Below are 26,262 nucleotides of genomic sequence, written 5' to 3'. Positions count from 1 at the left end.
CATGCAAAATGCTCGTAGAGCTGAAGTTTTAATCACATATAACGGCAAAGATATCAGCGCGGACATTGCTGGCTCGCTAATTTCGCTATCTTATACAGATAATGCGCCTGGGCAATTAGATGATCTTCAGATCACGCTAGAGGACGTTTTGCGGCGCTGGCAAGGACCGTGGAATCCAATGGACGGCGATACGATCAATGCATCTATACAAGTTAAGGATTGGCTTGCAACAGGGGATAAACGGACGCTGCCACTCGGCACATTCGAGGTCGATTCTGCCACGCTGGCGGGACCTCCCGATACCGTGCAAATCAAGGCATTGTCTTTGCCTGCGGGTGTCGGATCACGACGAGAGAAGCGTTCTAAAGCGTGGGAAAAGTTTTCACTGCGATCCATCGCGCGAGATATTGCTGATCGCGCCAAATTAACGCTTTTATATGAGGTGCCAGATAATCCGGTCTATGATCGGCTGGACCAAACAGAGCAAACGGATTTGGCCTTTTTACTTGATCTATGCAGCAAAGAAGGGGTAGCGCTAAAGGTATCAGCAGGCAAGCTCGTATTGTTTGATGAGCAGACCTATGAAGCGCGTCAAGCGGTTGCTACGCTGACACGTGGTGATTATGTTGTAATGAGCTATAGTTTTGGGTGGAGCGCAACAGATACATCATACAGAGCTTGTCAGGTCAGCTATACACCGCCTAAAGCTAAAAAAGCGCTGACGGTTTTATACACACCGCCAGGAGCTCCAAAAACGGGGCCAGTACTCAAATTAAATGAAAATGTGAAGTCGCAAGCAGAAGCGCTCCGGCTTGCTCGCATGAAACTGCGGGAGCAGAACAAGAATTATGGCCGCGCCAGTTTATCCCTTGTAGGCGATATTCGCATGTCTGCCGGGCTGACGATTAACCTTACAAGTTTCGGGCGATACGATGGCAAATACATCATCGAGAAGGCAACACATGCGGTTGGCGGCAGCGGCTACACAACATCGATTGAAATCCGCAAAGTATTGGGGTGGTAGCATGTCCGATTTGAAAAACACAATTCGTATTGGCATCGTATCAACGTCAGATCATATCCGCCGAGTGGTTCGCGTGGCATTTCCGGATAAAGACGATTTGGTTAGCGATGAATTACCTTTGCTTAAGCATGTACCAACGCCGGAGATTGGTGTTCAAGTCCTTTGCGCCTTTCTGCCGAACGGCATCAGCGTAGGCTTTTGTTTGGGCGAGATCGATGAGGGTGAATCATGATCGGGGCATTAGGTCAGGTTGTTTTTGTCGCGACACCTAAGATAATTCGGACCTTTGCGGATTTCACTCGATCGACTGCCGGAAGGTGGGCTAATCACGAAGTCATTGGTAAGAAGGCAGTCAAGCAATGGGTTGGGCCGGGGCTGGACACAATCACTTTTACCATGCACTTTGACGCTAAATATGGCATAAACCCGCGTAAAGAAATGACTGCTCTGCAGCAGCTTGCGGCGTTAGGCAAGGCGGTGCCCTTAACCATTGGCGGTAAAGCGCTCGGAAGCCAGATGTGGGTTGTGACGCAATTAAGCCAAACATGGGACGTGGTAAACAATGACGGTAATGTCGTTTCCGGAAATGTGGACGTGACACTTGAGGAGTATTTGGCGGTGATTAAAAAATGATAGAGGTAACGATAGAACCACAGCCGATTCATTGGAGCCCTGACGAGACGCAGGAAATTATCCAAAACGTCCGAACAATTATGATGACAGCGCAGGGCAGCGTCCCATTAGATAGAGCGTTTGGGCTCGACAATAGTGTGCTGGATGACCCGATACCCGTAGCGCAGGCAAGGCTCACAGGTATCATTACATCCGCCATACGAACCTATGAACCACGCGCTGCGGTTGTACAGGTTCGTTATGAAGCAGATCAACAGCAAGGAATGCTGCAACCTATTGTACAAATTGAAATTGTGGACGAAAGCGAGGAGGTGGCCGAAAGGTGACACTTATAGACTTGCCTGAGATGGAGTACGTCAGCGAAGACGTAACCACATCTTTAAATCATATGATTACGACATACGAGGCTGCCAGCGGTCGGGTTTTATATCCGGGTGATCCTGTGCGCCTCTTTTTGTTATCTATAGCCGCTATTATCGTACAGCAGCGGACGCTGATTAATTTGACGGCGAAGCAAAATCTGCTCAAGTATGCAGCCGGTCCGATGCTGGATCATCTCGGCGCTTTTACGGAGACGCCTCGACTTCCAGCGGCTCCGTCTGCTACAACGCTGCGTTTCACCCTTTCAGCACCGCAATTATCAGCAGTTTCGATTCCAGCAGGTACAAGAGTAAGCACCGAGTCAGATCCGAAACGCTATTTTGCAACGGTAGCCTTTGTTCAGGTGGCTCCGGGTCAATTGACGGTGGATGCCTTGGCTCTTTGTACAGAGGCCGGAGCACTCGGTAATGGCTACGGAGTTGGACAGATCAATCAAATCGTAGATCCTATTCCGTTCCTTGCAACAGCTAGTAATGTGACAGTGAGCGCGGGCGGGGCGGACACTGAGGATGATGAGGCATATCGCGAGCGTGTTCACACGGCGCCGGAATCTTTTTCGGTAGCCGGTCCAAGCGGGGCATATCGGCATTGGGCTAAGTCGGCTAGCGCGTCTATATCAGATGTTGCTGTTTTTTCTCCATCGGCATGCAAGGTTGTGGTCGTGCCTTTGCTGGAGAACGGGGAGATACCTGGACAGTCGTTACTTAATCTTGTGGATGAGGCTGTAAACGATAGGACAAGGCGCCCGTTGACGGACCAGGTGACGGTACAAGCTCCATCGGCTGTCACGTACAACATTGTGCTTCATTATTGGATTTCGAAAGATCGGACATCTGAGGTGGCTGCCATACAGGCTGCTGTGACACAAGCAATCACTGGTTTTGTGCTCTGGCAAAAATCGCGTCTCGGACGTAACATCAACCCTTCGGAATTGATACGGCGGATTATGGACGCAGGTGCCCACAGGGTAAACGTAACGGGTCCAGTATACACGGAGGTCGAACCAGATGAGGTTGCTATAGCGGGGACGATTACGCCCACATATGGAGGATTAACGGATGATTAATATGGATGCAATCAATCTTGTTGACCTTATGCCTTACAATATCGCAGTTGATCCTGTTGTCTCCGCTGCAGCTCAAGCGATAGATGGTGAATTGCGTGTGCTGACAAATCAAATCAAGCACCTATCCTATTTTAACCGTCTGGACACGATCACGGAGGCGGAGACGGACGAGCTTGCTTGGCAGTACCATATTGACTTTTACGACCCGACATTGCCATTAGAGCAGCGAAGGGAGCTTGTTAAGCGGAGCTATGGTTGGCATCGGCGTAAAGGGACGCCAAGCGCGGTCGAGGAGTTAATTGCAACGATATTCGGCTCGGGAGAAGTACAGGAGTGGTATGAGTACGGAGGGGAACCTGGTTATTTCAAAGTTCTAACGAGTGACCCGGCGGCTAATGCGAGTAAGGCGGCGGAATTTATCGCAGCCATTAACTCGGTGAAAAACGTGCGAAGCTGGCTGGAGTCTATCGAGATTACAAGCGGCGATAGTATGGGGATTTATATCGGTAACGCTCTGCATACGGGCGAATTTATTACAGCGAAGCAGGTGACCTAATGGCATCATTTGGCGGATTGATATTAACCAATAAAGGACGAGCGCTACAGGCAAAAGCACAAGCAGGTACAGCTCTGGTGTATACCCGCATTGGTATGGGGGACGGCAATCTTGGCGGACAACAAATGCCCGGACTGACGGCGCTGATTAATGCAAAAAAATACTTGCCCATCAATAAGATAACTGCGGTGACTGACGGCAAAACAACGGTGAGCTCGTACCTATCCAATGCAGAGATTACAGTCGGCTTTTTTTTCCGAGAGCTCGGGTTGTTTGCGACAGATCCCGATGAAGGGGAGATTCTTTATTGTTACGGCAATGCAGGAGCTGGCGCAGAATATATCCCCGCGGGCGGAGGTCCGGACATTGTTGAGAAATACATTAATGTCGTGTCTATCGTCGGAAATGCGGCGAACGTCTCTGCAATCATTGATAATTCTCTTATTTTTGTGGAACAAACGGAGTTTGATGATCATGTTAACGCTGCTGTGCTTGATCATCCGGATAACTCTGTCACTGATCCGAAAATCGGGAATCGGACAGCAGATCCAAACACCTCAGTGCCTTACGGATTAACGGGCAGATTAACACAATGGATAAGCTGGTTTACTAAATATCTGAAGGCGATCACGGGAAAAACGGGTCCATTTGATACTCCCGACATCACACTTGCTGCGACAAAGACCCACGTCGATGATTTGACCAAACACATCACAGCAGCGGAGAGGACAGCATGGAATGCAAAACAAGCAGCTCTAGGGTTTACGCCAGAAAATGTAGCGAATAGAAATCAAGCTAATGGTTATGCGGGACTGGACGGCACGGCGAAATTGCCTGCATCATTACTGCCGGCATTAACGGGTGACGTCACTTCGAGCGCAGGAAGCGCAGCTACAACGATTGCAGCGAACGTTGTTAGTGATTCCAAAATAGGTAATCGGACTGCAACTGACTCGGTCACGCCATCATTGACCGGATCATTGACCGCATTGCTATCGAGTTTATTCACGCTAATCAAGGGGATTACAGGTAAACCTAGTGTGCTATCAGCACCAGCGATTACTTTAGAGGCAGCAAAGACGAGTATTGATGAACTCAAAGCAGCGCAGACCGAAGCGGCTACGATCACCGCACCGATCAAACGGGGGCTAAGTGTTATCAATACGTCACAAGCCAGCGGAACTGATTTGACGATTGGCGGCCGAACGCAGATTAACCTATTTGGACGAGATGGAGGGTGCGAGTCTCTTGCACCGTTTAAAATTTCAGGTCTGAATCCGATTGTTTCAAGTACTCGTAGGAGGTCGGGTGAAAATTCTATAAAGTTTTCACCTACAGTAGCGCAGGGAAGTTATTTGTATAAGGACTATACGTACAAGCTAGATACGACTAAACAATACCTTGTAGGTGCTTGGGTTTATTTGGAGGCATTCGCAACGGGTGCAATGTGCGAAATCACATTGCGAGACATAGGGACGTTTACTACCAAATATTCAACGTATATCAACACATCCAAGGTCGGAGAATGGCAGTTCCTTTATATCAAAGTTCCGACAGCTAACACGTTGATAGGTGAAGGGTTCAGGTTGTTGTTTGGAGCAGGAGCAGCGGGCGCATTGACGGCTTACTACGATGAAATCAGAGTTATTGAAGTGACTCAAGCGGATTACACAGCCATAGGTACGACTTTAACGGCAACGTCCGTTCCCAGCATTGATGATGTTTTCCCCTACGTGGATAGTATTCAGAGCTTACAGAATCCGGCTATTAGAAAGAAAGGTAAAAACCTATTGCCTCCTTTTACACAATGGACGATACATGCGAATGCGAAGGTGTTAGAGCCATACAAATTGGAGCTTTCAGCAACAGCGAATTATCAATATTCAGAGGTGACGATTCCGGTAGTTCCTTCTACCACGTACACGCTCTCAAATTCAAATTCTGACGTTACGTTGAATACGGTTAAGCAAATCATTCTTCGGGATGCTAAGGGAACATACTCCAGGACGGTAACCGGAACATTTACAACTAATGCAACTGAAGTCAGTGCAACCCTGCAAATCGGTAACGGCGCAGTTGCATCCGGCACTTTTGTATTCTCTGAGATAATGATAGAAATCAGCGGAGCTAAGACGCAGTTCCAGCTGCAAAACGACGACATGCTCATTATCCCTACAGTCCTAACCTCAAATCTCGATGGCAGCGTGAAGGATACGTATAACAGTGCTTTAGGTACGGTGACGCGAAGATGGAAGGCGGGCATGCTGCTTGATGGTTCGTTAGCGTGGGTTGGCGCTACCATTGGAACTGGTCTGAAATTCTTTTATGCTCCCTCCGCTCCACTGGCGAAAGGCGGGGTGGGTTCACTTACAAGACCTGATGGTTCAATAGCTAAATATGAAAGTTCAGGACTCGCGGCCAATATAAAGGCAGGAGGTTTTTTGATCAGCGGAGCTGGAAACATCTATCTAGCTGTTGCTAATTCGGACAGTGGTTGGGGCGAAGCATATAACCCTACTAACGCCGAATTGATAGCTTTCATGAATGGGTGGCAGATGAACAATGGGACATTGGGAACGGTTTACGACAGCGGCACGAAGAAATGGACTTCGATAGTTAGTCCGAAGGCGGACTTTGTGGGGAAAACTGCAGGCAGCAATGTTGTTAATCCACATATCGCTCAAGCTGGTGCGTCCGCTTCGCTCATTGCACCTGCCGGAGCATGGTTTGAGTTTGCTACCGCAGCATATCTTCAGATATCGGCAGCGGGTGAGGGCGGAATAGCTTCTAATTCGACGACTATAAACGGTAGTTCACAACAGCATTGCGCGAGAGTGAATGTCATTGAGCATATTATACGTGAATACGGGGCGGCTAGATTTGGATCGGCGGTAACATTGGCCGAGCGCATCGCTTGGGCAAAAGCTAATGTCGGGAACATTCGTTTACAATGGACAGGCACAGCTTCTGGCCCGAATGGATATAAAGCTACGTTAGCAATGTATAAAGCGTCTACAAGCACTTGGCAAGTCTCAACATCAACTACTACGTCTTCAACTCCGGTTAAATTAACAGCTGGAACAGGCTATAGTGCAATTACTGTTGCGGATCAAATAGATGATAACGGGTTTGCGTTATTTGCTATTTTTGCCGATGCGAGTAACGGATCTATAGCGAGTGTGGTGAATACAGACGAGCTATATTTCGACGTTGATCTAAATCTTAATACTATTCCTTCCGGACGAGCTGCATTGAAATACACGCCTCACACACTTGATTATCAGCTTGCTACAGCAGTAGAGGAAACAATTGTTGTAGAAGGTGCAATTGGGCTGCAGAGCGGTGGGAATCAAATCGAGCTGCTAGAGGGTGTTGTGGTAAGAGAGAAAATAATTCCGTCTTTAGATACGTCTGCAAATGATAGGTATTATATAAATGAAAAAGGTGTTGTTTCCTTCATCGCGGACAACCCATTGAAATATAAAGCTGATAAAATATTGGCTGTTTACAGGAATGGTGTTGAAGATAAGTTTTGGTATCCTTACATTAATTCCAATCTTCAAAATGGCGCAGCTGTCAGAATCGAAAAATATAATTATGATCCATCTGCTGAATACACCGTGACATATACCGTATTGGACAAGCACATTTACACATCAAATATTATTGATGCGACAGTGACGTACCAAACAACGCTAGGCGGTACAGTAGCCAAGAACACGCAGGACATCACGGACATTAAGACGCAAAATGATGTGCAGGATTGGAAGCTATTACTTGATGAAGCATACGCGTTGAATACACGCTTTGATCTCAATGCTCATATTGGTTCGCGGGGCTTCTCCCATGCAATTGCTACTCAAACAGAAGCAGGCTTTATAGACTTTCCTGACAAAATAAAGATTGATGGCATTGAAGCAGGTGCGAATAAATACGTGCATCCTACAACACATCCTGCGACTATGATTTCGATTGCTGACGCGGGAAATCTTATCACAGCCACTGATGTAGAGGGCTCGCTCCAAGAGATCGCTGGCAGCGTATTTACAAAGGTTCTCGCAGCTAATTACAACGTAAATACCTTGTCAAAAACAGGTCGTTACTATGCCTATGCCAGTTCTGTTAACATACCGACTGCTGATATTTATTACATCGACCATATTCAATCGATTGACGCGGGCTATGCAACTCAGAAGGCATATAACCTTATAAACAATCGAGAATACGCGCGTCGAAATAATAACGGAACGTGGACTCCTTGGACGCTAGTAAGTAAGGAAATGATAAACTACGGGGCAGGCGTAAACGCCGATACTCTTAAGACAGACGGATGGTATCACATACCACAAGGTACAAACGTACCGATAGCAGGGGTAAACTTCTTTATCGAGGTTGTTAGATTCCCAGCAGGAGAGTGGACAGTACAAAACGCTTACTTTCCAGACGATAGTAGAATCTGGACAAGAAGACAGGTAGGTGGTGTTTGGGGTGTTTGGACTCAAGTGAGTAATGAAACAGTATATGTTGCTTCTGGTTTCAATTTAAACAATCTTATATACAACGGAAAATACAATATAAATCTTGGAGTAAATGTACCTGCTAATTTAGGTAGCGATTGGTGCTATTTAGAGGTGACAAAGTATACAAATTCAGATGTCTACACTTCTCAGACATTGCGAGACTTTTATAGCGCAAGAGTGTGGGAGCGCAGGTTAATAGGTGGAACATGGGGCGCATGGTCTGAGTTATCATCATCATCTAGTCAACCGTACGTTTTTGGAAATTATACTGGCAATGATGCGGAATCACGAACGATTAGCCTTCCATTTACCCCTAGTTCTGTGCTCGTATTTAAAAATGGAGCAGCCGCTTATTCGTCATACGATTCAGGTTTAGCGGTGCCCGGCGTTCCTGTTAATTATAGCGGATCGAACAATATTATTATTACTACTAACGGCTTTATTGTTGGTTCAGGTGCATATAAAGGTACTAATAATTCGCCTAATATTTTTACCTACATGGCGTTTAAATAAGAAAGGAGCATGAAGTTGGAAGATAAACTACTCGTTTTTAATAACGGTCGCGGAACGTATGAAACAGGGTATTGGCTCAACGCGGACACGTACCCTGATTCAACGTATCCCTATTACGTAGTGCCGGCCGATTCTGAATTAGCTGATAAGGTACGTTCACTTTATCCGTACTTCACGTTAGTTACGGCAGATGGCGATCTTATAGATGTTATAGCACGCGATAAGACGCAAGAGGAAATTGATAAGGAAAACGCGCCGCCTCCAAAGACAGCCGATCGGATTCGCATTGAGCAGCTAGAAGCTGAAAACGCCGATCTATGGTATGACACGATGCTCAAGGATGCACGAATTTCTGAGCATGACACAGATATAGCGGATATTTGGTATGCAATCATGACAGGAGGTGCTAGCGCATGAGTGTTTGGTATGAAAGGATAAAGAGATTTTATGATCGCGAGCTTTGGAGTTTGGAACAAGTCAAAGATGGCGTTAAGACGGCCACAATCACAACATCGGAATACCAATTGATAACAGGTCAAGTTTATGAGCCTTCCGCTTAAGCGGGGGCTTTTTATTTTGAGATATGAGAGGAGGCTGGACATTGACTCAGGAGCAGCAACTAAATGATATATCAGTAAAAGTCGGACGGGTGGAGGTCTTGCAGGAAGTGGGTGCTAAAAACATAAATGACCTCACAGTAACGGTGCAGCGTCTTGTTGAGAAATTCGAAGCGAACAACGACATTGCTCGTGAAGCGCTCGACAAAGCTAAATCAGCACACCATAGATTAGATGGGATCGACAAGATCGTTTTCTGGGGAGGCACTACGGTCATTGGGGCTATAGTTTTAGCCGCTATTGCTTTTATCGTTAAGGGTGGATTAGCAAACTAATTTTGAGAGGATGATTCTATATGGAATGGAATGCTATTTTTCAACTAATTGATCCAAAGTTATTTATTGTAGTCGCTGCATGTTGGGTTCTTGGATACGTGCTGAAGCAAACGCCAAATATTCCGAACTGGAGCATCGTTTATATCGTTACTGCCGTCGCATTAGGCCTGACAGTCTGGCTAATAGGTTGGGGGCCAGAGGCGGTTATTCAAGGCGTCTTAGCAGGGTCGTTTGCGGTGTTCGGCCATCAAATCGTAAAGCAGGCTGTAGAAAGGGCGGAGAGCGATGAGTAATTGGGGCTATGATCCTTCATATCGGTTAACCAGTCCATTCGGCATGCGAATGCATCCTGTACTTCACGTTAACAAATTTCACCGTGGCGTTGATTTGGTGGTCACTCCCGGCAATGGTCCGCTACACGCTTTTGTAGCCGGCACAGTCATGTATGCAAAACAAGGCGTACCTGGTATTGGTATACCAGCAGAGATGGGTATTGTCGTAGCAATCAAGGATGATAAAGGCTTTCTCCATTTTTACGCCCATCTCAGCGCCGCTGCTGTTAAGGTGGGCCAAAAGGTCGCGTGCGGTCAGGTGATTGGTTATCAAGGCACTACAGGCGCGAGTACGGGCAATCATTTACACTATGAGATTAGAAAAAAGGCATCTCCAAGCTTCGGCTGGACCTCTACTGAGGCAGGAGTCGTTGAGCCTACCAAATACTTGCAAGAATATTACAAAGCAGCGGCGCCCGTTGTGGTGCCTCCTGTTAAGGAAGAGGTGAAGCCGAAGATGAAGGCAGAGGATGCAAACAAGATTATTCCATTCTTAAGCGCTGCTCATGCCCTTGCACAAGATAAAGCTAGCAGGGATGAAGCACACAGGCTGGCGAACGTGTTGCGCGAAGCGAGCGGTCAACCGAAACAATAACAGAGAGCCCTCACTGACCTTGCGGTTGGTGGGGGCTTTTTTTGTTTGATTATTTATCACCAAATCCCAGCAGCTTAGGTTGCCTAAGAATGCCTGAATCACTAAATTCGAGTGCAGTTACACGGCAAGAGAATGGTACGGCCAGCCAAACAACATCAGATTTTTTCATGCTAGTGGAGAGTGTGGGAAACGGGCATTCCCCTGGATGCTGCTGCATGAATTGCTGCAAGACCTTTTTAGATGCAGCATCAATTCCTGATACATGACCAACGTAGCGATCCTCATAACGCAGCACAAGGCTGGATACACGGCCCTCTTTAAGCTTAATCCCCACTACATCCGCAACGATCCTGACCTCTTTCCTTTTCTTAAACCAATACTTATGTTTCTTGCCTTCCACATATGGGCTATCTAGTTTTTTAGAAATAATACCTTCCCATTCACGATCGTTTACCCAGTTCCAGAGAGCAGGCCCGTCATAAAGGAGATCCGTCACAAATACTCGCGGCTGCTTATTTGGAAATTTAGCGGTTAGTCGAGCATAACGCTCTCGGAACGGGAGCGAGCGAATATCGTTCCCCTCATCATGGAGCATGTCAAACATGACGAAAATAAGTGACTCGTCATATCTCTTTCGGTTCACGCCTACTAGGACACGTTGAAAGTTAGGACGGCTGCCGTCAAAGTATGCGATCTCGCCGTCCAGTACACAGGCACCGATCCGCAGCGGACTCAACAGTTCAACGATCTCGGGAAATCGATCGTTCCTCGGTTCAACACGTTTAGAAAAAATCTCAACTCCACCTTTACCGTCGAGTCTTACAAGAGTACGCACACCGTCCCATTTGATTTGATATCCCCACTCTGGCCCGGTCGGGATTTCTGGCGAAGTAATAGGTGCCATTGGTACGCCTGGCAATTCCATAACCTTATTCATAATCCCCCACCTAATTAACCTTTTACGAGTATGGTGCTCAAAAAAATGGAAATGTATTCTTCATCAAAAAAGCCCTGTCCTTCGTGATAGGAGTTATAATGTATTAAGAATAGGCAATGAATAATTTTCAAAATAATGTCTTGCAAACAAGACGATAGTTGTGATATATTTGTCTTGCAAACAAGACAGTCTATTCGGTAAAGGAGACGTGATATGAGTAATGTCAAAAAGAAAAAATCTCCACTCTTTGTGGTCTACACATCGCGAGAAGCTGCCGAACTGTGGGGTCTGTCCGAGAATACTGTAACGAAGTGGATCAGCAGGGGGAAGTTCAATCCAGATGAGGCAAGGAAGTCCGGTAAGGTTTGGCTCGTTACGCATGACGGCATGGTACGTCTGTCGGAGAAAGAGCCACAAGAAGAGGAGTGACGGGGTTGAACGATATTTTGGGATTCTTTATTTTTTCGACAATTGAAGGTATCGGAATTTTTATAATGATGATGGCCATATTCCGGCTAAAGCCGTACAAGCATTTACTAGGGTTCATACCAGTGTTGCTGGTCATGGTGTTCCAGAGCTTCATACTTCGTGAGGAGTTGTCATACCCGTTCTTGGTTCCTGTGGTGAGCATTCTGCTATTCGTGCTCTACCAGACGGTTATACTCAGGCTGCCGCTAGTCTGGTCGTTTATTATCACTCTTACCGGATATACCGCCTTTAGTGTTTTGCAAGCTGGCTTGCTCTACATTGAGTTCGGAGGCATTGAAAACTTTGATAGTAAATCATCTGAGGGATACATACTGCAAGCTTCCACTGCTGCATTGCAAATTTCGTTATCCTTGATACTCCTTAAGTATAGGATCGGATTCACTGCCGACTTTGATAGTCTCCGGCTCCGTGCTGAAAGGATAATCGTAATCGCTGTAATCGCACTGACTATTCTAGGTCTAGCACTTGTGGCATTATCGATCAAAGCAATGTTCATTGTCGTCGTTTCATTTGCATTCTTCTTGCTTTACAGTATCAAGAAAGAGAGGGAATCGTAATGATAGAGGCATTAGCAGGTAGTATTGCAAACAGGATAAAGACAAAAGTTCCAGAACATCCGACATCGGTCGCCGTGTTGAAATACTCACTTTCATTATTGCTGAATGCAGTATTTATAGTCGGTTTGACGATCTTGATTTCGCTACTAACAGGGAAGACGAATGAAGCGATTATCGTACTGGTCAGTTTCGCATTATTGCGACAGGTAAGTGGCGGATTGCATTTAAAATCAGGGATGTCATGCATTCTTGTTTCAACAATTACTGCTACTATCGTATCAATGAGTAATATCGGGGAACTAACTACTATGATGATCACAATTACAGCTGCTGTGATCATGGTTATACTGGCACCAAGCAAAATTGAAAAGCAATCGAGAATACCGAAACATTATTATCCGCTGCTAAAAGCGATATCAACAACAATTGTTCTATCGAACTTATTCATACAATCAGATGTGATAGCTGCTGCATTTGCACTTCAAGCATTGACGTTAATTCTATCAAGGAGGTGATAAAGAGATGTTGAAAAAAGCTACATACGGTTTTGCTACTGCATTGGGCCTTCTCGCAGTCGCAGTTGTATCCACAGCAAGTTTTTTATTTGTCTATCAAGATGAGACTCCAGCCGAGCTGCTGTAGTCTGCTGAGTAAGGATGTGATACATTATGCATATATTGAGCGTAACCAGTTGTCCTGATGGTTTGTCAGGCATATATAATCTAAGTGTTGATGCAGTTAATTACATGGAGGGCGACTCAGCTCAGAGGAGAGTCGTCATCTATACACTCACCGATGTGTTTTATATGCCTGGCAGTATTAAGTTTTGGCAGACAGCTTTGAATAATAGTGGATATGCATTCGCAGATATTGATCGTAATATTTTGGTTAATTCCGCAAATGTGAAGTTGCTCGACAGCGATAAGAAAGAGGCTTACTTCGATTACGAAATAAAGAAGCAGTCGCAACGCTGTGGAATAGCATTTCATAAGTACAAAGTTCATGAGCTTTTCATTAGGACATTCAATCCGGATGTTGTAATCAGATAAAACGAAAACCCGTCCGATAATGGATGGGTTTTTTGTCAAAACCTTACATGTCAAGGGGGTAATTTGTCGCAGCGTGTCGAAAGTACCACAAAATTCGCGGATGCGAATTTTCGTTTACATATCGATCACTCTGAACAATAATAATAAATAAGGAAGTGATTGGCAACTCAGGTAATTACACTTAACTTCAACCCTACAAATTTGTAGGGTTCTGCTCGGGGGAGGGCGAACAAATCGCCGTCCGACTACTCTATAGGCCAGGTATAAAAATTGTCCATTGGAACCTTAAAGATAAGTGACATTGCGCGAAGTATTTCAATACTCATTGCCCGTCTATTGTTTTCAAGGTGACCAATAAGAGTATCGGATACATTCAGTCCAAACCGTTTAAGAAGTTGGTCAGACAATTGAACCTGTGTCAATCCTGCCTTGAGGCGGAACTTTTGTAGTCGGCACTCTCCACGACCAAGTGCCATGCCGGGATCCTCTCTATTTTAATTTAACGCTGAAATTATAACATCAAGATTGGGGGAAATGATATGCAGAAATTTACAATGGATATTCTTGACAACAGCTTGGAGGATTTAAGAATCTATCTAGGCAGTAAAGTTTTAGTCGAAGAGACAGAAGACATAGATAAAAGTATTGTCTGTGCGGTATATGATTCCAAAGGAATAATGCTAAAGAGAACTTCTGAAATTGACAATAACGATAGCATAGCTGGAGTTGTGGTTAATGTTATCTTCGAAATATAATAAAAAGCCCACCATTCATTGGTCAAGACCCCATATAGCGGACACTGAATAAAAGACCCTACCTAACAAGCTGGAGCCGGTACTGAATCGGAGCCAGCTTGTTTAGTTTTCTTTGCGGACGCTTGTTGTTGTAAAAGTGTATATATTCTTCAATTCGGCTTTGTGCTTCTTCTACAGATCGAATATCATAAGGGTAGAGTGCTTCTGTCTTCAAATGCGAGAAGAAGCTCTCCATTGAGGCATTGTCGTAACAATTGCCTCGCCTGGACATGCTGATTTGGGCGCCAACCTTTGGTAGCATGTCGTGGTAATCGTAGGACGTGTACTGGGACCCCTGATCGCTGTGAACGATCAGCCCAGTCACGTCCTTTTCCTTTTCAAACGCCTTAGAGAACGTCTGTAGAACAAGTTGCTTGTCATTGTGATGACTGGTTTGGTAAGCGACAATTTCGTTCTGACACAAATCTTTAATGGCAGAAAGATACAACCAAACATCACCAATTCGATACTGTGTGACGTCAGTTACCCATTTTTGATTGGGCGCTTCCGCTTGAAAGTTACGTTCCAGTATGTTCTTCGTAACGCGATCACCGATGTTCCAGCTTCGAGTACAGTGACGGTACTTACGACGTACTCTAGAGCGCAGCTCCATTTCTTGCATGAGCCGGAGAACCTTCTTGTGGTTCATCCACACGCCATGATCTTGGAACATAAACAATTGAATTTGGCGGTACCCATACACGCCTTTATAGTATTCAAAGGTATCATGAATGACCTGTTTATCCTGCTTATTCTTATCTGTCTTCAAGCGCTTCACGTATGCGTAGAATCCGCTTCGGGAGACTCCGATTTCTTTACAGAGTTCTTTGACGCTAAATCGTTCACGAAGTTCGTAGACGAGTCTATACTTCTCTGGTACACCTCCTTCTTCGTAATTTCCAACCACTTTTTTAGGACAGCATTCTCCATCTCCAATCGCTTTAAATAACGTTCCTGATCCTTGTACTGTTCTCGTCTGCCTCGGTGTTCCATAAGCCCATATTCGCCTTGTTCCTTATACTTCCTCATCCACACCTTTAATCGCCCAATATCTGCGATCCCAAGCTCATCCTCTACCCTCTGCTTGGTCATTCCCCCATGTCGTAGCTCGATAGCCTTCTTCTTTAATTCAAAACTATACGTCTCAAATTTCTGTCCTTTTCTCGCCATAACGAAAAGCACCCCCTATAATATCCATCGGTTTAAACACCAGGGTGTTTTTACAATGTCTACTATAAGGGGTGCACTTCACATTGATTGGTGGGCTTTCTTTATTTTAAAACGTAATTACAACTTTCTTGAGCTTGCCAATTATACGAATATTTTCATCCAATTTGCAAACGATAGGAGCATAGTCTGAATTCATTGAGTTAAGTACTATTGAATCATTTTGCTTGTAAACCTTTTTTAGTACTGCTTCTTCATTAATCAAAACTGCAGCAATTTCTCCATCTTCAACCTCGTCTTGTTTCCTGATCAAGAGTAGATCGCCTTCATGAATTCGAGCTCCAGTCATGCTATTTCCCTTAGCTTTTAAGTAAAAATAATCGCCCCCATTTAACCAAGAACGTGGAGTAGATTCGTATCCATCTATGTATTCAAAAGCCACAATACCACTTCCGCATGATATCTTACCTACAATCGGCAGGTTGATGTTCTCTGAAATAGAAGCATCTACACTCTCAAGTAATGGTGATATCTCTGATGCATCAACCTTCAATGCCTCTGCAATTGATTGAGTGATACTAGGAGCCATAAGTCTTTTTGCTGTTATGTAATCAGATATTGTACTAGTAGAGATGTCAGTCATTTCGGCCAATTCTTTTTGAGAAATACCTTTTCTTTTTAGGATGCTTTTAAGGTTTTCTGCAATATCGCTCATCATTTTCCGCTCAATGTCATTGATTCTTTTTCTAGCCACAACGAACATCCTCCCGACAACTATTTGCTTCTGATTATATAGTGTAATCGCCTGATATGTAAAGAAAAAAATCCGCAAAACTCGGTTGACAAGCCGAGAAACTCGGATTAATATAGGGATCAGAAAGGCGGTGAGAAAATGACGGACATCAAAATCACGCTTAGAGCTGCTCGTGTAAACAGTGGCTTCACGATAAAAGAAGTAGCGGAGAAGACTGATAAATGTTTCGATACGATCTCGAAATATGAGGATGATTCAACGAGCATACCTCAGGACCTTCTTGTTCAGCTTCTCCAAATTTATAAGATCCCATTCCCATATATTTTTTTTGGCAAAGAATCCGAGTTTCACGGATTCGAAAAAGCAATAAGAAGAAAAAGAACGTCGTAATTGCGGATTGCGCATTACAAACTGGGGTTGATTGATAAATAAAGAACTGAGAGACGGAGTGAAAACGAATGAGTAAATTAGTACGAATTGAAAATGGCCAGCCGGTAACAGACAGTTTGATCGTTGCGGAAATATTCGGCAAGGAACATAAAAATGTTCTTCGAGATATCGAAACGCTCGAGTGCAGCTCAGAATTTTCACGGCTCAATTTTGAGCAGTCAGATTATACAACTGATCGTGGCCGATCTTATCCGAAATTTATCATCACTCAAGATGGATTCTCTTTTCTAGTCATGGGCTACACCGGAAAAGAGGCTGCCCGTTTTAAGGAAATGTACATCGGAGAATTCAACCGAATGCGCCAGCAGATCGCCGCCCCACTAATTCCGCAGTCCTTATCCGAAGCTTTATTCCTTGCTGCCACACTGGCCGAGGAGAAGGAAGCCTTACAACTCCAAGCTGCGGCGGACAGGCCGAAGGTAGTCTTCGCAGAAGCGCTTGTTGTTTCGGAGGATTCAATCCTAATCGCTGATCTAGCTAAGCTACTTAAGCAAAACCTGATTAACGTTGGAGAAATCAGATTGTTCAAAATGCTTCGCAATGAGGGCTATTTGATCAAAGGCGGCAGCGAGTACAACATGCCGACACAACGATCCATGGATCTCGGCATTATGGAAATCAAGGTCGGGCAGCGAGGCAGCGCCAGCGAAGGCGTGAAGATGACTCGAACACCTAAGATTACAGGCAAGGGTTGCATGTACTTCATAAATAAATATAAAGAACGGAGGGAGTTACGTTATGACAATTACTGAAAAAGCTCGGCTGATGGTTACGGAAGCCAAGCAGGCGACCACAACATTTAAGCAGGCAATGCAAGTCATTCAGACGACTTGTGCCGCGCTGCCGGCAGGACGCAACGCTAACGAGATTCACGATGCTGCTATCGGAATTCTATTCTCAGAAATGTATGATTCGCCACATGGGGGTGCACAGGAATGCATCAAGGAAATCTGAACTTTAAACCAATGCTGCAAGCAATCGGCCTCACATCCGGTCCAGTATATGCAACTGGCTTGCTAAAAGGCCATGAGGCTGCCCGAATGGTTGCCGATTGTAAAGCACAAGAGACGATTCGCGCAGCTCATGCCATCGTGATATCTGAGGCAGAGCCGGTTGGCAGCGTGGCCCATGTAGTAGACAGGCTTGCGACATTTTACCATTCGGAACACGTCAAGGTGTGTCAGCCGGAAATATTGGAAACGCCCTTTGAGGAATGGCGGGATAGGCAGCTTGCGGCAAGGGGGATAGTGCTATGAGTGGTGAGGACTTTGGAACTTACCTGAAGCAGTTACGGAAGGAGAAGGGGTACGAAAGCCAGCGCCGGTTCGCTGTTGCGGCAGGAATCAGTAATGGCACTATAGCAAGGATCGAATTAGATAAACAGTCACCCGACCCTGATACATTACGGAAATTTTCGAACGTGCTGGATATTCAATTCATCGAATTGATGATCAAAGCTGGCCATGTGACGGAGGACGAGGTTCTTACATTCCGTTCTAAAAATGGCATTTCGCCATAGGCCTATTATTTTTTTTGCCAAAAACGGCATTTTGAGCGGTTTTAGAGCTTGGGAGGGGGTGAAAACAGATGCGATTAACAGAACAAGCGAGGCAAACAGATGAGCAAATGCAAGCAATCAGGAAGTTTCTTGGAGAACTTGATGATGCTCTATCAGAGATTGTTGACGAGCTATCTGAAGCTGATGAAAGTAACGCACTTGCGAGATGTAAGTCAGTGCATGACAAGCTGGATGGATTCTTTCAACGGTTGTAAAGGAAAAGCCCTAACAGCGATGGCCGTCGCGTTAGAGCTGCAAGAAAACAATTCACCGCCAGTTTAGCACAGAGCTGGCAAAAGGAGAAGCGGAACATATGAGCGTAATCAAAATCGAACTTAAATTGGATTGGCTAGAAGAAATGATTCAGGAGGGTTCGGGTATCTCCGAAACTCTGAAAGAGGAAGTTTTATCTACGCTTCAAGCTAAGATGCTATCCAATGCAGAGTTGGCTATCAAATCAAAGATCGACGAGAAGGTGGCCGCGGTTGCCGAAAAGGTAACTGAGGAATTTCTGACCGGAATCATGAAAAATCAAATCGAATCTATGAAGATCCCTTATAAATCTGACGAATGGCGAGCAGAGGTGCAGTATCTTTCCCTCAGCGAATATGTCGGCATGAAGTATAAGCAGTTCTTGCAGAACAAGGTGCTTGATGAACACGGTCGCCATACGGAATATAGCCGCGATGCTAAATATACTATTCACGAATATTTCGTGAAAAATGCTCTTGGTAAGGACCTTGAAAAGAAGATAGCAAATTTGATCGTAGATGCCCGCCAGAAAGCGGAACAATCCGTGGTCAAGACGATGGAAATGAATTTGCAATCACAGTTATCGGCGGACATCATCAGTCGCTTGAACATCCCTTCTATGCTCAAAAGCCTGCAAGAGAAGGCTGCTGAAATTGAAATGACTGGAGGCGACCGGACTTGACTAAGGTTATCCGATTCAAACAATTAGAGCTTGTAAATTACACTGGGCTCCGCAGCAAGACGGTTCATTACGGAGACGTAACCGCACTATCCGGTCGTAACGGAGAAGGCAAGTCATCTATCGGCACTGCGCCGGTATGGATCTTGTGGGGCAAGGATCTTCTCGGCAATGATTACACATCAGCTAAAAACAGCCCAAGGCCAAGTAATTATAAATACGATCGGGTTTTCGCTTCGATGATCCTGTCAGTTGAAGGCACGGAATACAAGTTTGCTCGGGAGATCGCTGGCAAGACAAACAGCTTCTATGTAAACGACATACCGAAGCCTGCGAAGGAATACGAGGCCGCAGTCGCATCCTTATTCTCACAAGAGGAGTTTATGGCTCTGTACTATCCGGCTTTCTTCTTCGGCCTCCATTGGACCAAGCAGCGCGCATTGTTGATGCAGGGAGTAACGCCGCCGCCCAATAAAACAGTATTTACGGAAATGTCGCGGACAACATCGGAGCAAAAGGACAAGGAGATCACCCTTAACCCGCAGGCTGCGAAGCTGGCGGAGCTTACCAAGAAACACACCATCAATGATTTGGAGGCTAAACACAAAGAGCTCAAGCCTAAGCTTGACAAGGCTCACACGGAGGCTGTCGGGGCTGCCAAGAAGCTTAATGAAATGCTTGCACGATTGCCAGCGGTGCAAGCGGATATAGCCACTCTTGAATCTGAGGTTGCTGCTCTGATGGTAGATATCGAGCGCGAGGAAAAGATTGTCTATGATGCGTCATCTATCAATTCGCATTACAACGCTCTTGAAACACGCTGGCAGCAGCTCGACAAAGAGGTTAAGGATTCGGCTGCGGCATGGCCTGCATTAAAAGAAGAGCCAATTGAGGATACATGCAAAACCTGTAAGCAGCACCTGCAAGACGAAGCTATTGAAGCTGTTACAGTCGACAAGGATCGCCGTGTTAAGCAGTACCGCGTCAAGCATGCTGATTTACAGGCAAAGCGCAAAGAGGCGCACGAAGCGCTCAAGCAGGCTGAACGAGTCGACATCGAGGAGCAGCAAACGAAGGTTAGAGCTCTCAAGGAACAATATGACTCGCTGCTCGGCAAGATCAGAGATCATAACGAGCGTGCTCGCTTAGCGGCAGAAGTTACAGCAGCGGAAGAAACGGAAGGAACCGCGCTAACAAATTCAAGAGAAACGACTTTCATCTTGGATGCGATCAAAGCTTTCCGCGCCAAAGAGGCGGAGCTGCAGGCTGCTGAGATCCAATCCAAGTTCACCACACTATCGATTCGCCTCTATAAATATGTAGCTTCTCGGAATGAATATGATCCGGATTTCAGCGTCCAGAAGGATGGCAAGGATTATGCATCCCTCTCGGTAGGCGAGAAGATCGGCGCGGGGCTCGAGTTGACAGAGGTACTATTCAAGCAATCCGGACTGATCACTCCTGTATTCATTGACGGCATTGGCGAGTACACGGGACCTGTTGCGGCATATGACCAGGTTATCACTGGCCGGACTGTTCCGGAAATAGATTTAAAAATTGAAGTGGATGGAGTGATTGTATAAATGAAACCTCAAACTTTTATGTGCATTAAATCTGATGCGGCGAGCGGGCTAGTAGAAGGCAAGCCAGTAAGGCCATATTACGAAGATTCAAACGAAATCATCATCTCTCTTGGCGGCTCCGTCGATCACCATATCCGCAAGAATGGCGATTATTTTGCCAATCACCTGAAACCAAATGGAGGTAATTAACCTATGACAAATGCAATCGCTCCTGTAAATACGCAATTACTTGTCGGAAACTTCACTCAGAATGAATTAGAAACACTGAAAGGCACGATTGCGAAAGGTACAAGCAATGAGCAATTTGCTCTGTTCGTCCAGACTTGCGCAAGCTCCGGCCTTAATCCTTTCCTTAATCAGATTTATTGCATCACCTACAACGGCAAGGACGGACCTGTAATGAGCATTCAAATCGCAGTTGAGGGCATCGTCGCATTGGCTAAAAAGAATCCGCAGTATAAAGGGTTCATCGCCTCAGAGGTCAAGGAAAACGACGAGTTTGAAATTGACACGGTAACGGGAATTCCAGTACACAAAATTAAAGGATTAGGAAGTCGCGGGAAGACAATAGGGGCTTTTTGCGTGGCTTACCGCGAGGGAATGCCTAACATTTCGGTTGTTGTTGATTTAGAGCAAGTTTCCCACCTTATTAATAGTAGTGTTGCCAACACAAAGAAAATGTGGAGTGACTATCTCGACGATATGCTTGTCAAACATGCTATAAAGCGTGCATTTAAAAGGCAGTTTGGCATCGAAGTTGCAGAGGACGAGCTTACAGAATCGAATACCGGAGCGCCAGCACCGTATGAGCGCCGCGACATCACAGAAGAAGTGAATACAGTCGATCCTGTCAAAGAACTAGAGTCACCAGCAGCTGCTCAGGTTAACGAAATGGTTATTGTACGGCAAAAAATTTCAGCGGCTTTCAAAACGCTTGGCATTACTGATAAAGAGGCCCAAGGAGTATACATGCAAGCTAATTGCACAGTAGCTGGAGATAAGCCAACGCTTAAAGAACTAAACGGTTTGCTCAAGGTCATGGAAATGGATATTGCCGAGAAAACAGCCGGCGACGACGATCTCGAATAATGGGGACCATCGTCAAAGTGCTTTCAACAGGTTCTGAAAAAGGCAGCTGCATTTATATTGCCACGGAGGGAGCCAGCATCTTAGTCGATGCTGGTCCATCCAAAACCAAAATCGAAAAGTTGCTTTTGGCCCAAAACTATGACCCAACTAAAATCGATGCTATATTCGTCAGCCACGAGCACGGGGATCATACCGACGGACTTGGCTTCGCTGACAAATTTAAAATCCCGGTATACGCCAGTGAGGGGACGCTCAAGGCAATCGGCAGGCTGGACAGCGGGCGGGTTGTTAAAACGAATGGGTTTACCGGCTTCGCTTCATTCCAAAGCGGCTACATGAATGTCAAACCCTTCAACATTTCACATGATGCAATGGAGCCATTTGGATACACCATTCAAACGATTGATAAAAAAGTAAGCGTGCTGATGGACACCGGCTGTGTCAACGAGGAAATGTTGACGGCGATGGAGCACAGCGGCATTTACGTTTTCGAATGCAATCATGATATCGCGATGTTGCATGCCAATCCAAAATATCACGATGGTCTGAAACACCGGATACTCTCCGACATCGGTCATATGTCTAATGATGCGGCAGCTGAAGCGCTCGCCAAGCTAATATACGGTCGAGGCGAACAAATCTATTTGACCCATATGAGCCAGAACAACAATACTGCAGCTCTGGCTGAGAAGGCTGTAAAGCTGGCATTGTTCGATAAGGGGTTCGTCAAAAACAAGCATTACAAATTGGAGGTCATATAATTGCTCAACGATCTATGCGTATTCGATTTTGAAACAAGCGGGCTTGATCCAGCAAAAGAACGGGTCATCGAAATGGCAGCTATCCGTGTCATTAACGGCATTCAGGTTTCCGAATTTCGGACCTTTGTAAAATATGACGGCAAGCTGGCGCCGAAGATCACGGAGCTTACAGGAATCACTGACGAGCACCTGGTCGGCGGGATGGAAGAGAAGCAAGCCTTCATGAACCTTCGTAGGGTTATGGGTCCGCAATCGCTGCTGGTAGCTCATAACGCAACATTTGATCTCGCATTTCTACATTATGCTATGTTTCGGATTCAAGAGATTAACTTTGCAAATAAATTTCTGGACACGCTGAGTATTGCTCGGGACCGGACGCCATTTCCTCATAAGCTGGAGAACATGTGCGACAAATACGAAATCAAGTTAGAAGGCGCGCACCGCGCACTGAATGATGTAGAGGCAACCTTAGCGCTGCTGCAGGCAATGCATGCCGAGAAGCCGGTAGATGAATGGATCAATAAATTGACCTACGTAGAAAAATACGGAAAACCTGTGTGGGTGCCGGCACATGCCGAACTGTCTCCTGTAGTCTGGAAAAAATAGAGGATGGTGAATTGAATGGGACGCATGAAGGAACGAGATTTTAAAATTTTGAAAGAGAGATCGAACGACGTCACTCCCTGTTTTTTCGCCAAAGAAGCGGTTCGCGGTCTCGTCGCTCACGCTGAAGCAATTGAGCTTGAGCTCAAGATAAGCAAAGAGGACGAGGAAGAGGCAGTTCGCAGATTTGGAGAAGCGGAGTTGAGTATCGTTCGCCTTAATCAAAAGGTCGATCATCTTAACCGGGAGTTGGGCGAATCCCGCGCCGACGAGCTGCTGGCAACACAAAGTGCGGACAGGCTTTCTACAGAGAACGACACCTTGAAGGCACAGTTAGAAGCTAAGAAGGTCGTGCTGCCGAAGGAAGTGGCTGAGGCAATAGAAGATTACCGATCAGGTGGTCATGACACTGATTACATTATTCGTGCTTTGGCATCGAGATCAGGCGGCATGCCTCTGCCAAGGTTACAAACACTATTGGATTATGCAGCAGATCACGGCCACCAACTAATAGACGCCCTCGTTAACGACTTCACAGTCGAGGAACCCCTGACGACGGAGGATAAACTCGAAGCGAAATTCGAACAGTTGCTGGAAAAGAATAATATAGGTCGTGTAGTTCCGGTTCGTGAATTAGCGATTTTGCTGACACTTGTAGTCAGGGGAGTTCTAGCCGAAGATCGACAGGAAGAATAAAGCAGGTGAGGTGAAATGGCAGGCGGTGCTTTTCAAACAAGCAGGGAGATTTTCGGCCATTCGATTTGGAAGAACATCGTTGAATTCCGTCTATTCTTCCTAATATACGGGAATGCAGTCTTCTCAGAGGAAGGGGTTAAGATCGATGAATCCTTAACCCTCCAAAGAGGCCAATGGTTGCGGTCAACAAGGAAAATTCAAGAGGATTTGGAGTACATCGAAAACAGACAGGTTAAGCAATATTCGACCTCTACGATCAATCGAGCCATCAAATCTCTTTCGCACGTTAAAGTGCAAATGCTATGCACGAAAACACATGAACTTGGAACAGTGTTCACTGTAGTGAATTATGAGCAATATCAAGGGTTTGGAGGCTATCGGAATATGGAACTTGGAACACAACTTGGAACAGTAGCGAAACAGTCACGGAACAATAATAAGAATGTAAAGAAAGAAAAGAACTTAAAAGATCTTATATCTTGTATTTTCGACCATTGGATGAGCAAAGATTTGGTAAAGCATAGGGTCTTAACCCCGCAGATCAATCTTCAAATCAAGTACAAGCTGAATCACTATTCTGAGGAAGAAATGATTCAGGCTATCAGTTCCTATGATGCCATTCTGAATAATCCGGATTACAAACTTAATACTAGATGGGGATTGCTAGACTTCTTAGAAAAGGGCCACTTTGAAAAATTCCTACCAGATCGAGATCCTTATACCTTTTACCCCAAGGTCGTAAATGACCTAGTTCCTCAAAAACAATCAAAGCTTAGTAAAAACAAAGAGCTCCTGCGCGGGAAAGGGGGCGGCGGTCATGCTGCCGGAACAAGCCAAGTTTCTTCTTTTCAAAGCAGCGGCAGCTTACCCAAACCAAATTGAGCTCGAGGAAGAGACCGTTGCAGTTTGGGTGGAGCGCCTGGCGAAAGTTCCTTTCGAATGGGGCATAGCAAATTTAGACTTCCACATCGATACAGATGATTTTTTTCCGAAGATTGCTAATATAACCCGCTATGATCTGCAGCCTGTCAAAAACAATGAAGTGCTGCGATTAGAAGCTGATCAGCAGTTTGCGCTCCTAGAGCATTGGATTCGTATCGATGCGCCGGCGCCGGATGGCTATTGGGAGAATGCACGAAAGAAGATATGGGGTGAACGATCATGAGCCTTCCAACCGAAGCTCCTCCCGATTATGAAGGAAATTATCTAGGGATGCCTGACTCAGAGCCTTACAACATTGAAGCAGAGCAAGCGGTAATCGGTGCAATCCTGCTTAATGCAGAAGCTTTCGAAAAGGTGAAGGATAGACTTACCGAACAAAAATTCTACGAAAAGTCCCATCGAACAATTTATAAAGCGATGTGCGATGTTTACGATTCGAAAGCTCCAATAGACGTTGTAACGGTCAGCGCGGAGCTACAGGATCAGGAGAAAATTGATTCAATCGGAGGCGTGTCCTATCTATCTCGCCTAGCAAACTCCGTTCCTACGGCGTCGAGTGTCGCGCATTACGCTGATATCGTCCTAGATATGTCACTACGAAGAGAATCGCTCGTAATTGTCCGCGAGTTGGAGAAGCATGCCAGATTGGAGCAGAATGTCGCCGGCTTTGTCGCTTTGGCAGAAAAACGAATCTCGAAGTTGACGGCAGAGAACAAGCCTCCAAAAGCGTTTGTGGCGATAAAGGATGCACTCTATCAGGTGTTCGACCAGACGGAGGATAAGTATAACAATCGCCACATTAAAAGAGGGATAACGGGGCTACCGAGTGGATTAACCGATTTGGATAAGATGACTGCCGGATTCCAAAAGAGTGACCTCATTATCATTGCTGCTCGCCCATCCGTAGGTAAGACAGCATTTGCCCTTAACATCGCCCAGCACGTTGGGGTGAGAGCGAAAGAGACCGTTGCTATATTTAGCCTCGAAATGTCGGCGGATCAGCTAGTGCAAAGGATGATCTCGTCAGAAGGCAATATTGACGGAGAAAAACTAAAAACAGGATTCTTTGAACCGGATGACTGGGGCAAGATGACAAATGCTATTGGGATCCTAGCTGAAGCTAACATCATGATTGATGATACTCCAGGTATAACGGTGGGCGAAATTCGCATGAAATGCCGAGAGCTCAAGAAAGAAAAAGGGCTCGGATTGATCTTAATCGACTACTTGCAGCTTATCAGAGGGAATGGCCGCAGCGGAGAGAACAGGCAGCAGGAAGTATCTGAAATCTCACGGACACTTAAGGAAATTGCGCGTGAGTTGGAAGTGCCAGTTATCGCTCTTTCGCAACTCAGCCGTGGTGTAGAGCAGCGGCAGGATAAACGTCCGA

38 protein-coding genes are annotated in these 26,262 nt (G+C 45.6%); 34 read left to right on the top strand and 4 right to left on the bottom strand.

Annotated elements, in window-relative coordinates; all coding sequences use genetic code 11:
• Position 1: 1 nt before the first annotated feature.
• Genes A7975_RS30705 through A7975_RS35300 form a run of 12 tightly spaced genes read left to right on the top strand, consistent with a single transcriptional unit; the run spans position 2 to position 10,512 of the window.
• Positions 2-1,024, top strand: coding sequence for a phage late control D family protein (locus tag A7975_RS30705; RefSeq protein WP_065387697.1), 1,023 nt, complete (start codon positions 2-4; stop codon positions 1,022-1,024).
• Between the two features lies 1 nt (position 1,025).
• On the top strand, positions 1,026-1,256 hold the full coding sequence (locus A7975_RS30700; protein ID WP_065387696.1) for a hypothetical protein: 231 nt from the start codon (positions 1,026-1,028) through the stop codon (positions 1,254-1,256).
• A complete protein-coding gene (locus A7975_RS30695) occupies positions 1,253-1,657 on the top strand; it encodes a phage tail protein (RefSeq protein WP_065387695.1) in 405 nt (134 codons plus the stop codon). Before A7975_RS30700 ends, A7975_RS30695 begins: the two co-directional genes overlap by 4 nt.
• Positions 1,654-1,983 (top strand): GPW/gp25 family protein, encoded by a 330-nt coding sequence (locus tag A7975_RS30690; RefSeq protein ID WP_065387694.1) that lies wholly within the window; start codon positions 1,654-1,656, stop codon positions 1,981-1,983. The genes A7975_RS30695 and A7975_RS30690 overlap by 4 nt, the downstream gene beginning before the upstream one ends.
• Positions 1,980-3,104: a baseplate assembly protein gene (locus tag A7975_RS30685; RefSeq protein WP_255314622.1), complete on the top strand. Its 1,125-nt coding sequence runs from the start codon at positions 1,980-1,982 to the stop codon at positions 3,102-3,104. Before A7975_RS30690 ends, A7975_RS30685 begins: the two co-directional genes overlap by 4 nt.
• Complete coding sequence (locus A7975_RS30680) at positions 3,097-3,660, top strand: phage tail protein I (RefSeq protein ID WP_065387693.1); 564 nt, start codon at positions 3,097-3,099, stop codon at positions 3,658-3,660. The genes A7975_RS30685 and A7975_RS30680 overlap by 8 nt, the downstream gene beginning before the upstream one ends.
• On the top strand, positions 3,660-8,693 hold the full coding sequence (locus A7975_RS30675) for a phage tail-collar fiber domain-containing protein (protein ID WP_065387692.1): 5,034 nt from the start codon (positions 3,660-3,662) through the stop codon (positions 8,691-8,693). Before A7975_RS30680 ends, A7975_RS30675 begins: the two co-directional genes overlap by 1 nt.
• A 15-nt stretch (positions 8,694-8,708) precedes the next feature.
• Entirely contained in the window at positions 8,709-9,110 is a 402-nt protein-coding gene (locus tag A7975_RS33880; RefSeq protein WP_065387691.1) for a hypothetical protein, read from the top strand.
• Positions 9,107-9,253 (top strand): XkdX family protein, encoded by a 147-nt coding sequence (locus A7975_RS33400; RefSeq protein WP_082198564.1) that lies wholly within the window; start codon positions 9,107-9,109, stop codon positions 9,251-9,253. The genes A7975_RS33880 and A7975_RS33400 overlap by 4 nt, the downstream gene beginning before the upstream one ends.
• Before the next feature lie 41 nt (positions 9,254-9,294).
• A complete protein-coding gene (locus A7975_RS30665; protein WP_255314621.1) occupies positions 9,295-9,585 on the top strand; it encodes a hemolysin XhlA family protein in 291 nt (96 codons plus the stop codon).
• Between the two features lie 20 nt (positions 9,586-9,605).
• Positions 9,606-9,878 carry a phage holin family protein gene (locus A7975_RS30660; protein ID WP_065387690.1) on the top strand — a complete coding sequence of 91 codons (273 nt, stop codon included), beginning with the start codon at positions 9,606-9,608 and terminating at the stop codon, positions 9,876-9,878.
• Positions 9,871-10,512, top strand: coding sequence for a M23 family metallopeptidase (locus A7975_RS35300; protein ID WP_065387689.1), 642 nt, complete (start codon positions 9,871-9,873; stop codon positions 10,510-10,512). The genes A7975_RS30660 and A7975_RS35300 overlap by 8 nt, the downstream gene beginning before the upstream one ends.
• 49 nt (positions 10,513-10,561) lie before the next feature.
• Here A7975_RS35300 and A7975_RS30650 read toward each other — a convergent pair whose 3' ends face one another.
• Complete coding sequence (locus A7975_RS30650; protein WP_065387688.1) at positions 10,562-11,449, bottom strand: ATP-dependent DNA ligase; 888 nt, start codon at positions 11,447-11,449, stop codon at positions 10,562-10,564.
• Positions 11,450-11,662: 213 nt separating this feature from the next.
• Here A7975_RS30650 and A7975_RS30645 point away from each other — a divergent pair, with 213 nt between their 5' ends.
• Genes A7975_RS30645 through A7975_RS30630 form a run of 5 tightly spaced genes read left to right on the top strand, consistent with a single transcriptional unit; the run spans position 11,663 to position 13,544 of the window.
• Positions 11,663-11,878: a helix-turn-helix domain-containing protein gene (locus A7975_RS30645; protein WP_065387687.1), complete on the top strand. Its 216-nt coding sequence runs from the start codon at positions 11,663-11,665 to the stop codon at positions 11,876-11,878.
• 5 nt (positions 11,879-11,883) lie between these two features.
• Positions 11,884-12,495 (top strand): hypothetical protein, encoded by a 612-nt coding sequence (locus tag A7975_RS30640; RefSeq protein ID WP_065387686.1) that lies wholly within the window; start codon positions 11,884-11,886, stop codon positions 12,493-12,495.
• Entirely contained in the window at positions 12,495-13,010 is a 516-nt protein-coding gene (locus A7975_RS30635) for an accessory gene regulator ArgB-like protein (RefSeq protein ID WP_065387685.1), read from the top strand. The genes A7975_RS30640 and A7975_RS30635 overlap by 1 nt, the downstream gene beginning before the upstream one ends.
• A gap of 7 nt (positions 13,011-13,017) precedes the next feature.
• Entirely contained in the window at positions 13,018-13,137 is a 120-nt protein-coding gene (locus tag A7975_RS33395) for a cyclic lactone autoinducer peptide (protein ID WP_082198563.1), read from the top strand.
• Between the two features lie 26 nt (positions 13,138-13,163).
• Positions 13,164-13,544 carry a LytTR family transcriptional regulator DNA-binding domain-containing protein gene (locus tag A7975_RS30630; protein WP_065387684.1) on the top strand — a complete coding sequence of 127 codons (381 nt, stop codon included), beginning with the start codon at positions 13,164-13,166 and terminating at the stop codon, positions 13,542-13,544.
• A gap of 245 nt (positions 13,545-13,789) precedes the next feature.
• Here A7975_RS30630 and A7975_RS35555 read toward each other — a convergent pair whose 3' ends face one another.
• On the bottom strand, positions 13,790-14,020 hold the full coding sequence (locus A7975_RS35555) for a helix-turn-helix domain-containing protein (RefSeq protein ID WP_065387683.1): 231 nt from the start codon (positions 14,018-14,020) through the stop codon (positions 13,790-13,792).
• Between the two features lie 63 nt (positions 14,021-14,083).
• Between A7975_RS35555 and A7975_RS30620 the strand changes: the two genes are divergently transcribed.
• Positions 14,084-14,299 (top strand): hypothetical protein, encoded by a 216-nt coding sequence (locus A7975_RS30620; protein WP_065387682.1) that lies wholly within the window; start codon positions 14,084-14,086, stop codon positions 14,297-14,299.
• A 58-nt stretch (positions 14,300-14,357) separates the two neighbouring features.
• Here the strand turns inward: A7975_RS30620 and A7975_RS30615 are convergent, their stop codons facing one another.
• Positions 14,358-15,245 carry an IS3 family transposase gene (locus A7975_RS30615; protein ID WP_065385942.1) on the bottom strand — a complete coding sequence of 296 codons (888 nt, stop codon included), beginning with the start codon at positions 15,243-15,245 and terminating at the stop codon, positions 14,358-14,360.
• A gap of 369 nt (positions 15,246-15,614) precedes the next feature.
• Positions 15,615-16,259 carry a LexA family protein gene (locus A7975_RS30610; protein WP_255314620.1) on the bottom strand — a complete coding sequence of 215 codons (645 nt, stop codon included), beginning with the start codon at positions 16,257-16,259 and terminating at the stop codon, positions 15,615-15,617.
• Positions 16,260-16,397: 138 nt separating this feature from the next.
• On the opposite strand from A7975_RS30610, the gene A7975_RS30605 reads away from it, so the two are divergent.
• From A7975_RS30605 to dnaB, 16 genes are all read left to right on the top strand, one after another.
• The gene (locus A7975_RS30605; RefSeq protein WP_255314619.1) at positions 16,398-16,649 is read left to right on the top strand and encodes a helix-turn-helix domain-containing protein; all 252 of its coding nucleotides are present in this window, start codon (positions 16,398-16,400) and stop codon (positions 16,647-16,649) included.
• Between the two features lie 68 nt (positions 16,650-16,717).
• Positions 16,718-17,461: a Rha family transcriptional regulator gene (locus A7975_RS30600; protein WP_065387681.1), complete on the top strand. Its 744-nt coding sequence runs from the start codon at positions 16,718-16,720 to the stop codon at positions 17,459-17,461.
• Positions 17,448-17,663 carry a hypothetical protein gene (locus A7975_RS30595; protein ID WP_065387680.1) on the top strand — a complete coding sequence of 72 codons (216 nt, stop codon included), beginning with the start codon at positions 17,448-17,450 and terminating at the stop codon, positions 17,661-17,663. Before A7975_RS30600 ends, A7975_RS30595 begins: the two co-directional genes overlap by 14 nt.
• Positions 17,645-17,965 (top strand): hypothetical protein, encoded by a 321-nt coding sequence (locus A7975_RS30590; protein WP_065387679.1) that lies wholly within the window; start codon positions 17,645-17,647, stop codon positions 17,963-17,965. Before A7975_RS30595 ends, A7975_RS30590 begins: the two co-directional genes overlap by 19 nt.
• Positions 17,962-18,228: a helix-turn-helix domain-containing protein gene (locus tag A7975_RS30585; protein WP_065387678.1), complete on the top strand. Its 267-nt coding sequence runs from the start codon at positions 17,962-17,964 to the stop codon at positions 18,226-18,228. The genes A7975_RS30590 and A7975_RS30585 overlap by 4 nt, the downstream gene beginning before the upstream one ends.
• Positions 18,229-18,296: 68 nt before the next feature.
• Positions 18,297-18,482: a hypothetical protein gene (locus tag A7975_RS30580; protein ID WP_065387677.1), complete on the top strand. Its 186-nt coding sequence runs from the start codon at positions 18,297-18,299 to the stop codon at positions 18,480-18,482.
• A 98-nt stretch (positions 18,483-18,580) separates the two neighbouring features.
• Positions 18,581-19,201, top strand: coding sequence for a hypothetical protein (locus A7975_RS30575; protein WP_065387676.1), 621 nt, complete (start codon positions 18,581-18,583; stop codon positions 19,199-19,201).
• The gene (locus A7975_RS30570) at positions 19,198-20,781 is read left to right on the top strand and encodes a hypothetical protein (RefSeq protein ID WP_065387675.1); all 1,584 of its coding nucleotides are present in this window, start codon (positions 19,198-19,200) and stop codon (positions 20,779-20,781) included. The genes A7975_RS30575 and A7975_RS30570 overlap by 4 nt, the downstream gene beginning before the upstream one ends.
• Positions 20,782-20,970: a hypothetical protein gene (locus tag A7975_RS30565; protein WP_065387674.1), complete on the top strand. Its 189-nt coding sequence runs from the start codon at positions 20,782-20,784 to the stop codon at positions 20,968-20,970. It begins immediately after the preceding gene.
• A 3-nt stretch (positions 20,971-20,973) separates the two neighbouring features.
• Positions 20,974-21,870, top strand: a complete 897-nt coding sequence (locus tag A7975_RS30560; protein WP_065387673.1) for a RecT family recombinase — start codon at positions 20,974-20,976, stop codon at positions 21,868-21,870.
• Complete coding sequence (locus tag A7975_RS30555) at positions 21,870-22,631, top strand: MBL fold metallo-hydrolase (RefSeq protein WP_065387672.1); 762 nt, start codon at positions 21,870-21,872, stop codon at positions 22,629-22,631. The genes A7975_RS30560 and A7975_RS30555 overlap by 1 nt, the downstream gene beginning before the upstream one ends.
• Entirely contained in the window at positions 22,632-23,237 is a 606-nt protein-coding gene (locus A7975_RS30550; RefSeq protein ID WP_065387671.1) for a 3'-5' exonuclease, read from the top strand.
• Positions 23,238-23,252: 15 nt separating this feature from the next.
• Positions 23,253-23,930 carry a hypothetical protein gene (locus A7975_RS30545; RefSeq protein ID WP_065387670.1) on the top strand — a complete coding sequence of 226 codons (678 nt, stop codon included), beginning with the start codon at positions 23,253-23,255 and terminating at the stop codon, positions 23,928-23,930.
• A 15-nt stretch (positions 23,931-23,945) separates the two neighbouring features.
• Entirely contained in the window at positions 23,946-24,812 is an 867-nt protein-coding gene (locus A7975_RS30540; protein ID WP_065387669.1) for a hypothetical protein, read from the top strand.
• The gene (locus A7975_RS30535) at positions 24,748-25,095 is read left to right on the top strand and encodes a hypothetical protein (protein WP_065387668.1); all 348 of its coding nucleotides are present in this window, start codon (positions 24,748-24,750) and stop codon (positions 25,093-25,095) included. Before A7975_RS30540 ends, A7975_RS30535 begins: the two co-directional genes overlap by 65 nt.
• The coding region (gene dnaB, locus A7975_RS30530) for a replicative DNA helicase (RefSeq protein ID WP_065387667.1) at positions 25,092-26,262 on the top strand (1,171 nt) is incomplete at its 3' end. The genes A7975_RS30535 and dnaB, both read left to right, overlap by 4 nt.

The organism is Bacillus sp. FJAT-26390 (assembly GCF_001682865.1).
Taxonomy (GTDB): domain Bacteria; phylum Bacillota; class Bacilli; order Paenibacillales; family Paenibacillaceae; genus Pristimantibacillus.
This window is presented reverse-complemented; position numbering and strand designations above follow the sequence as displayed.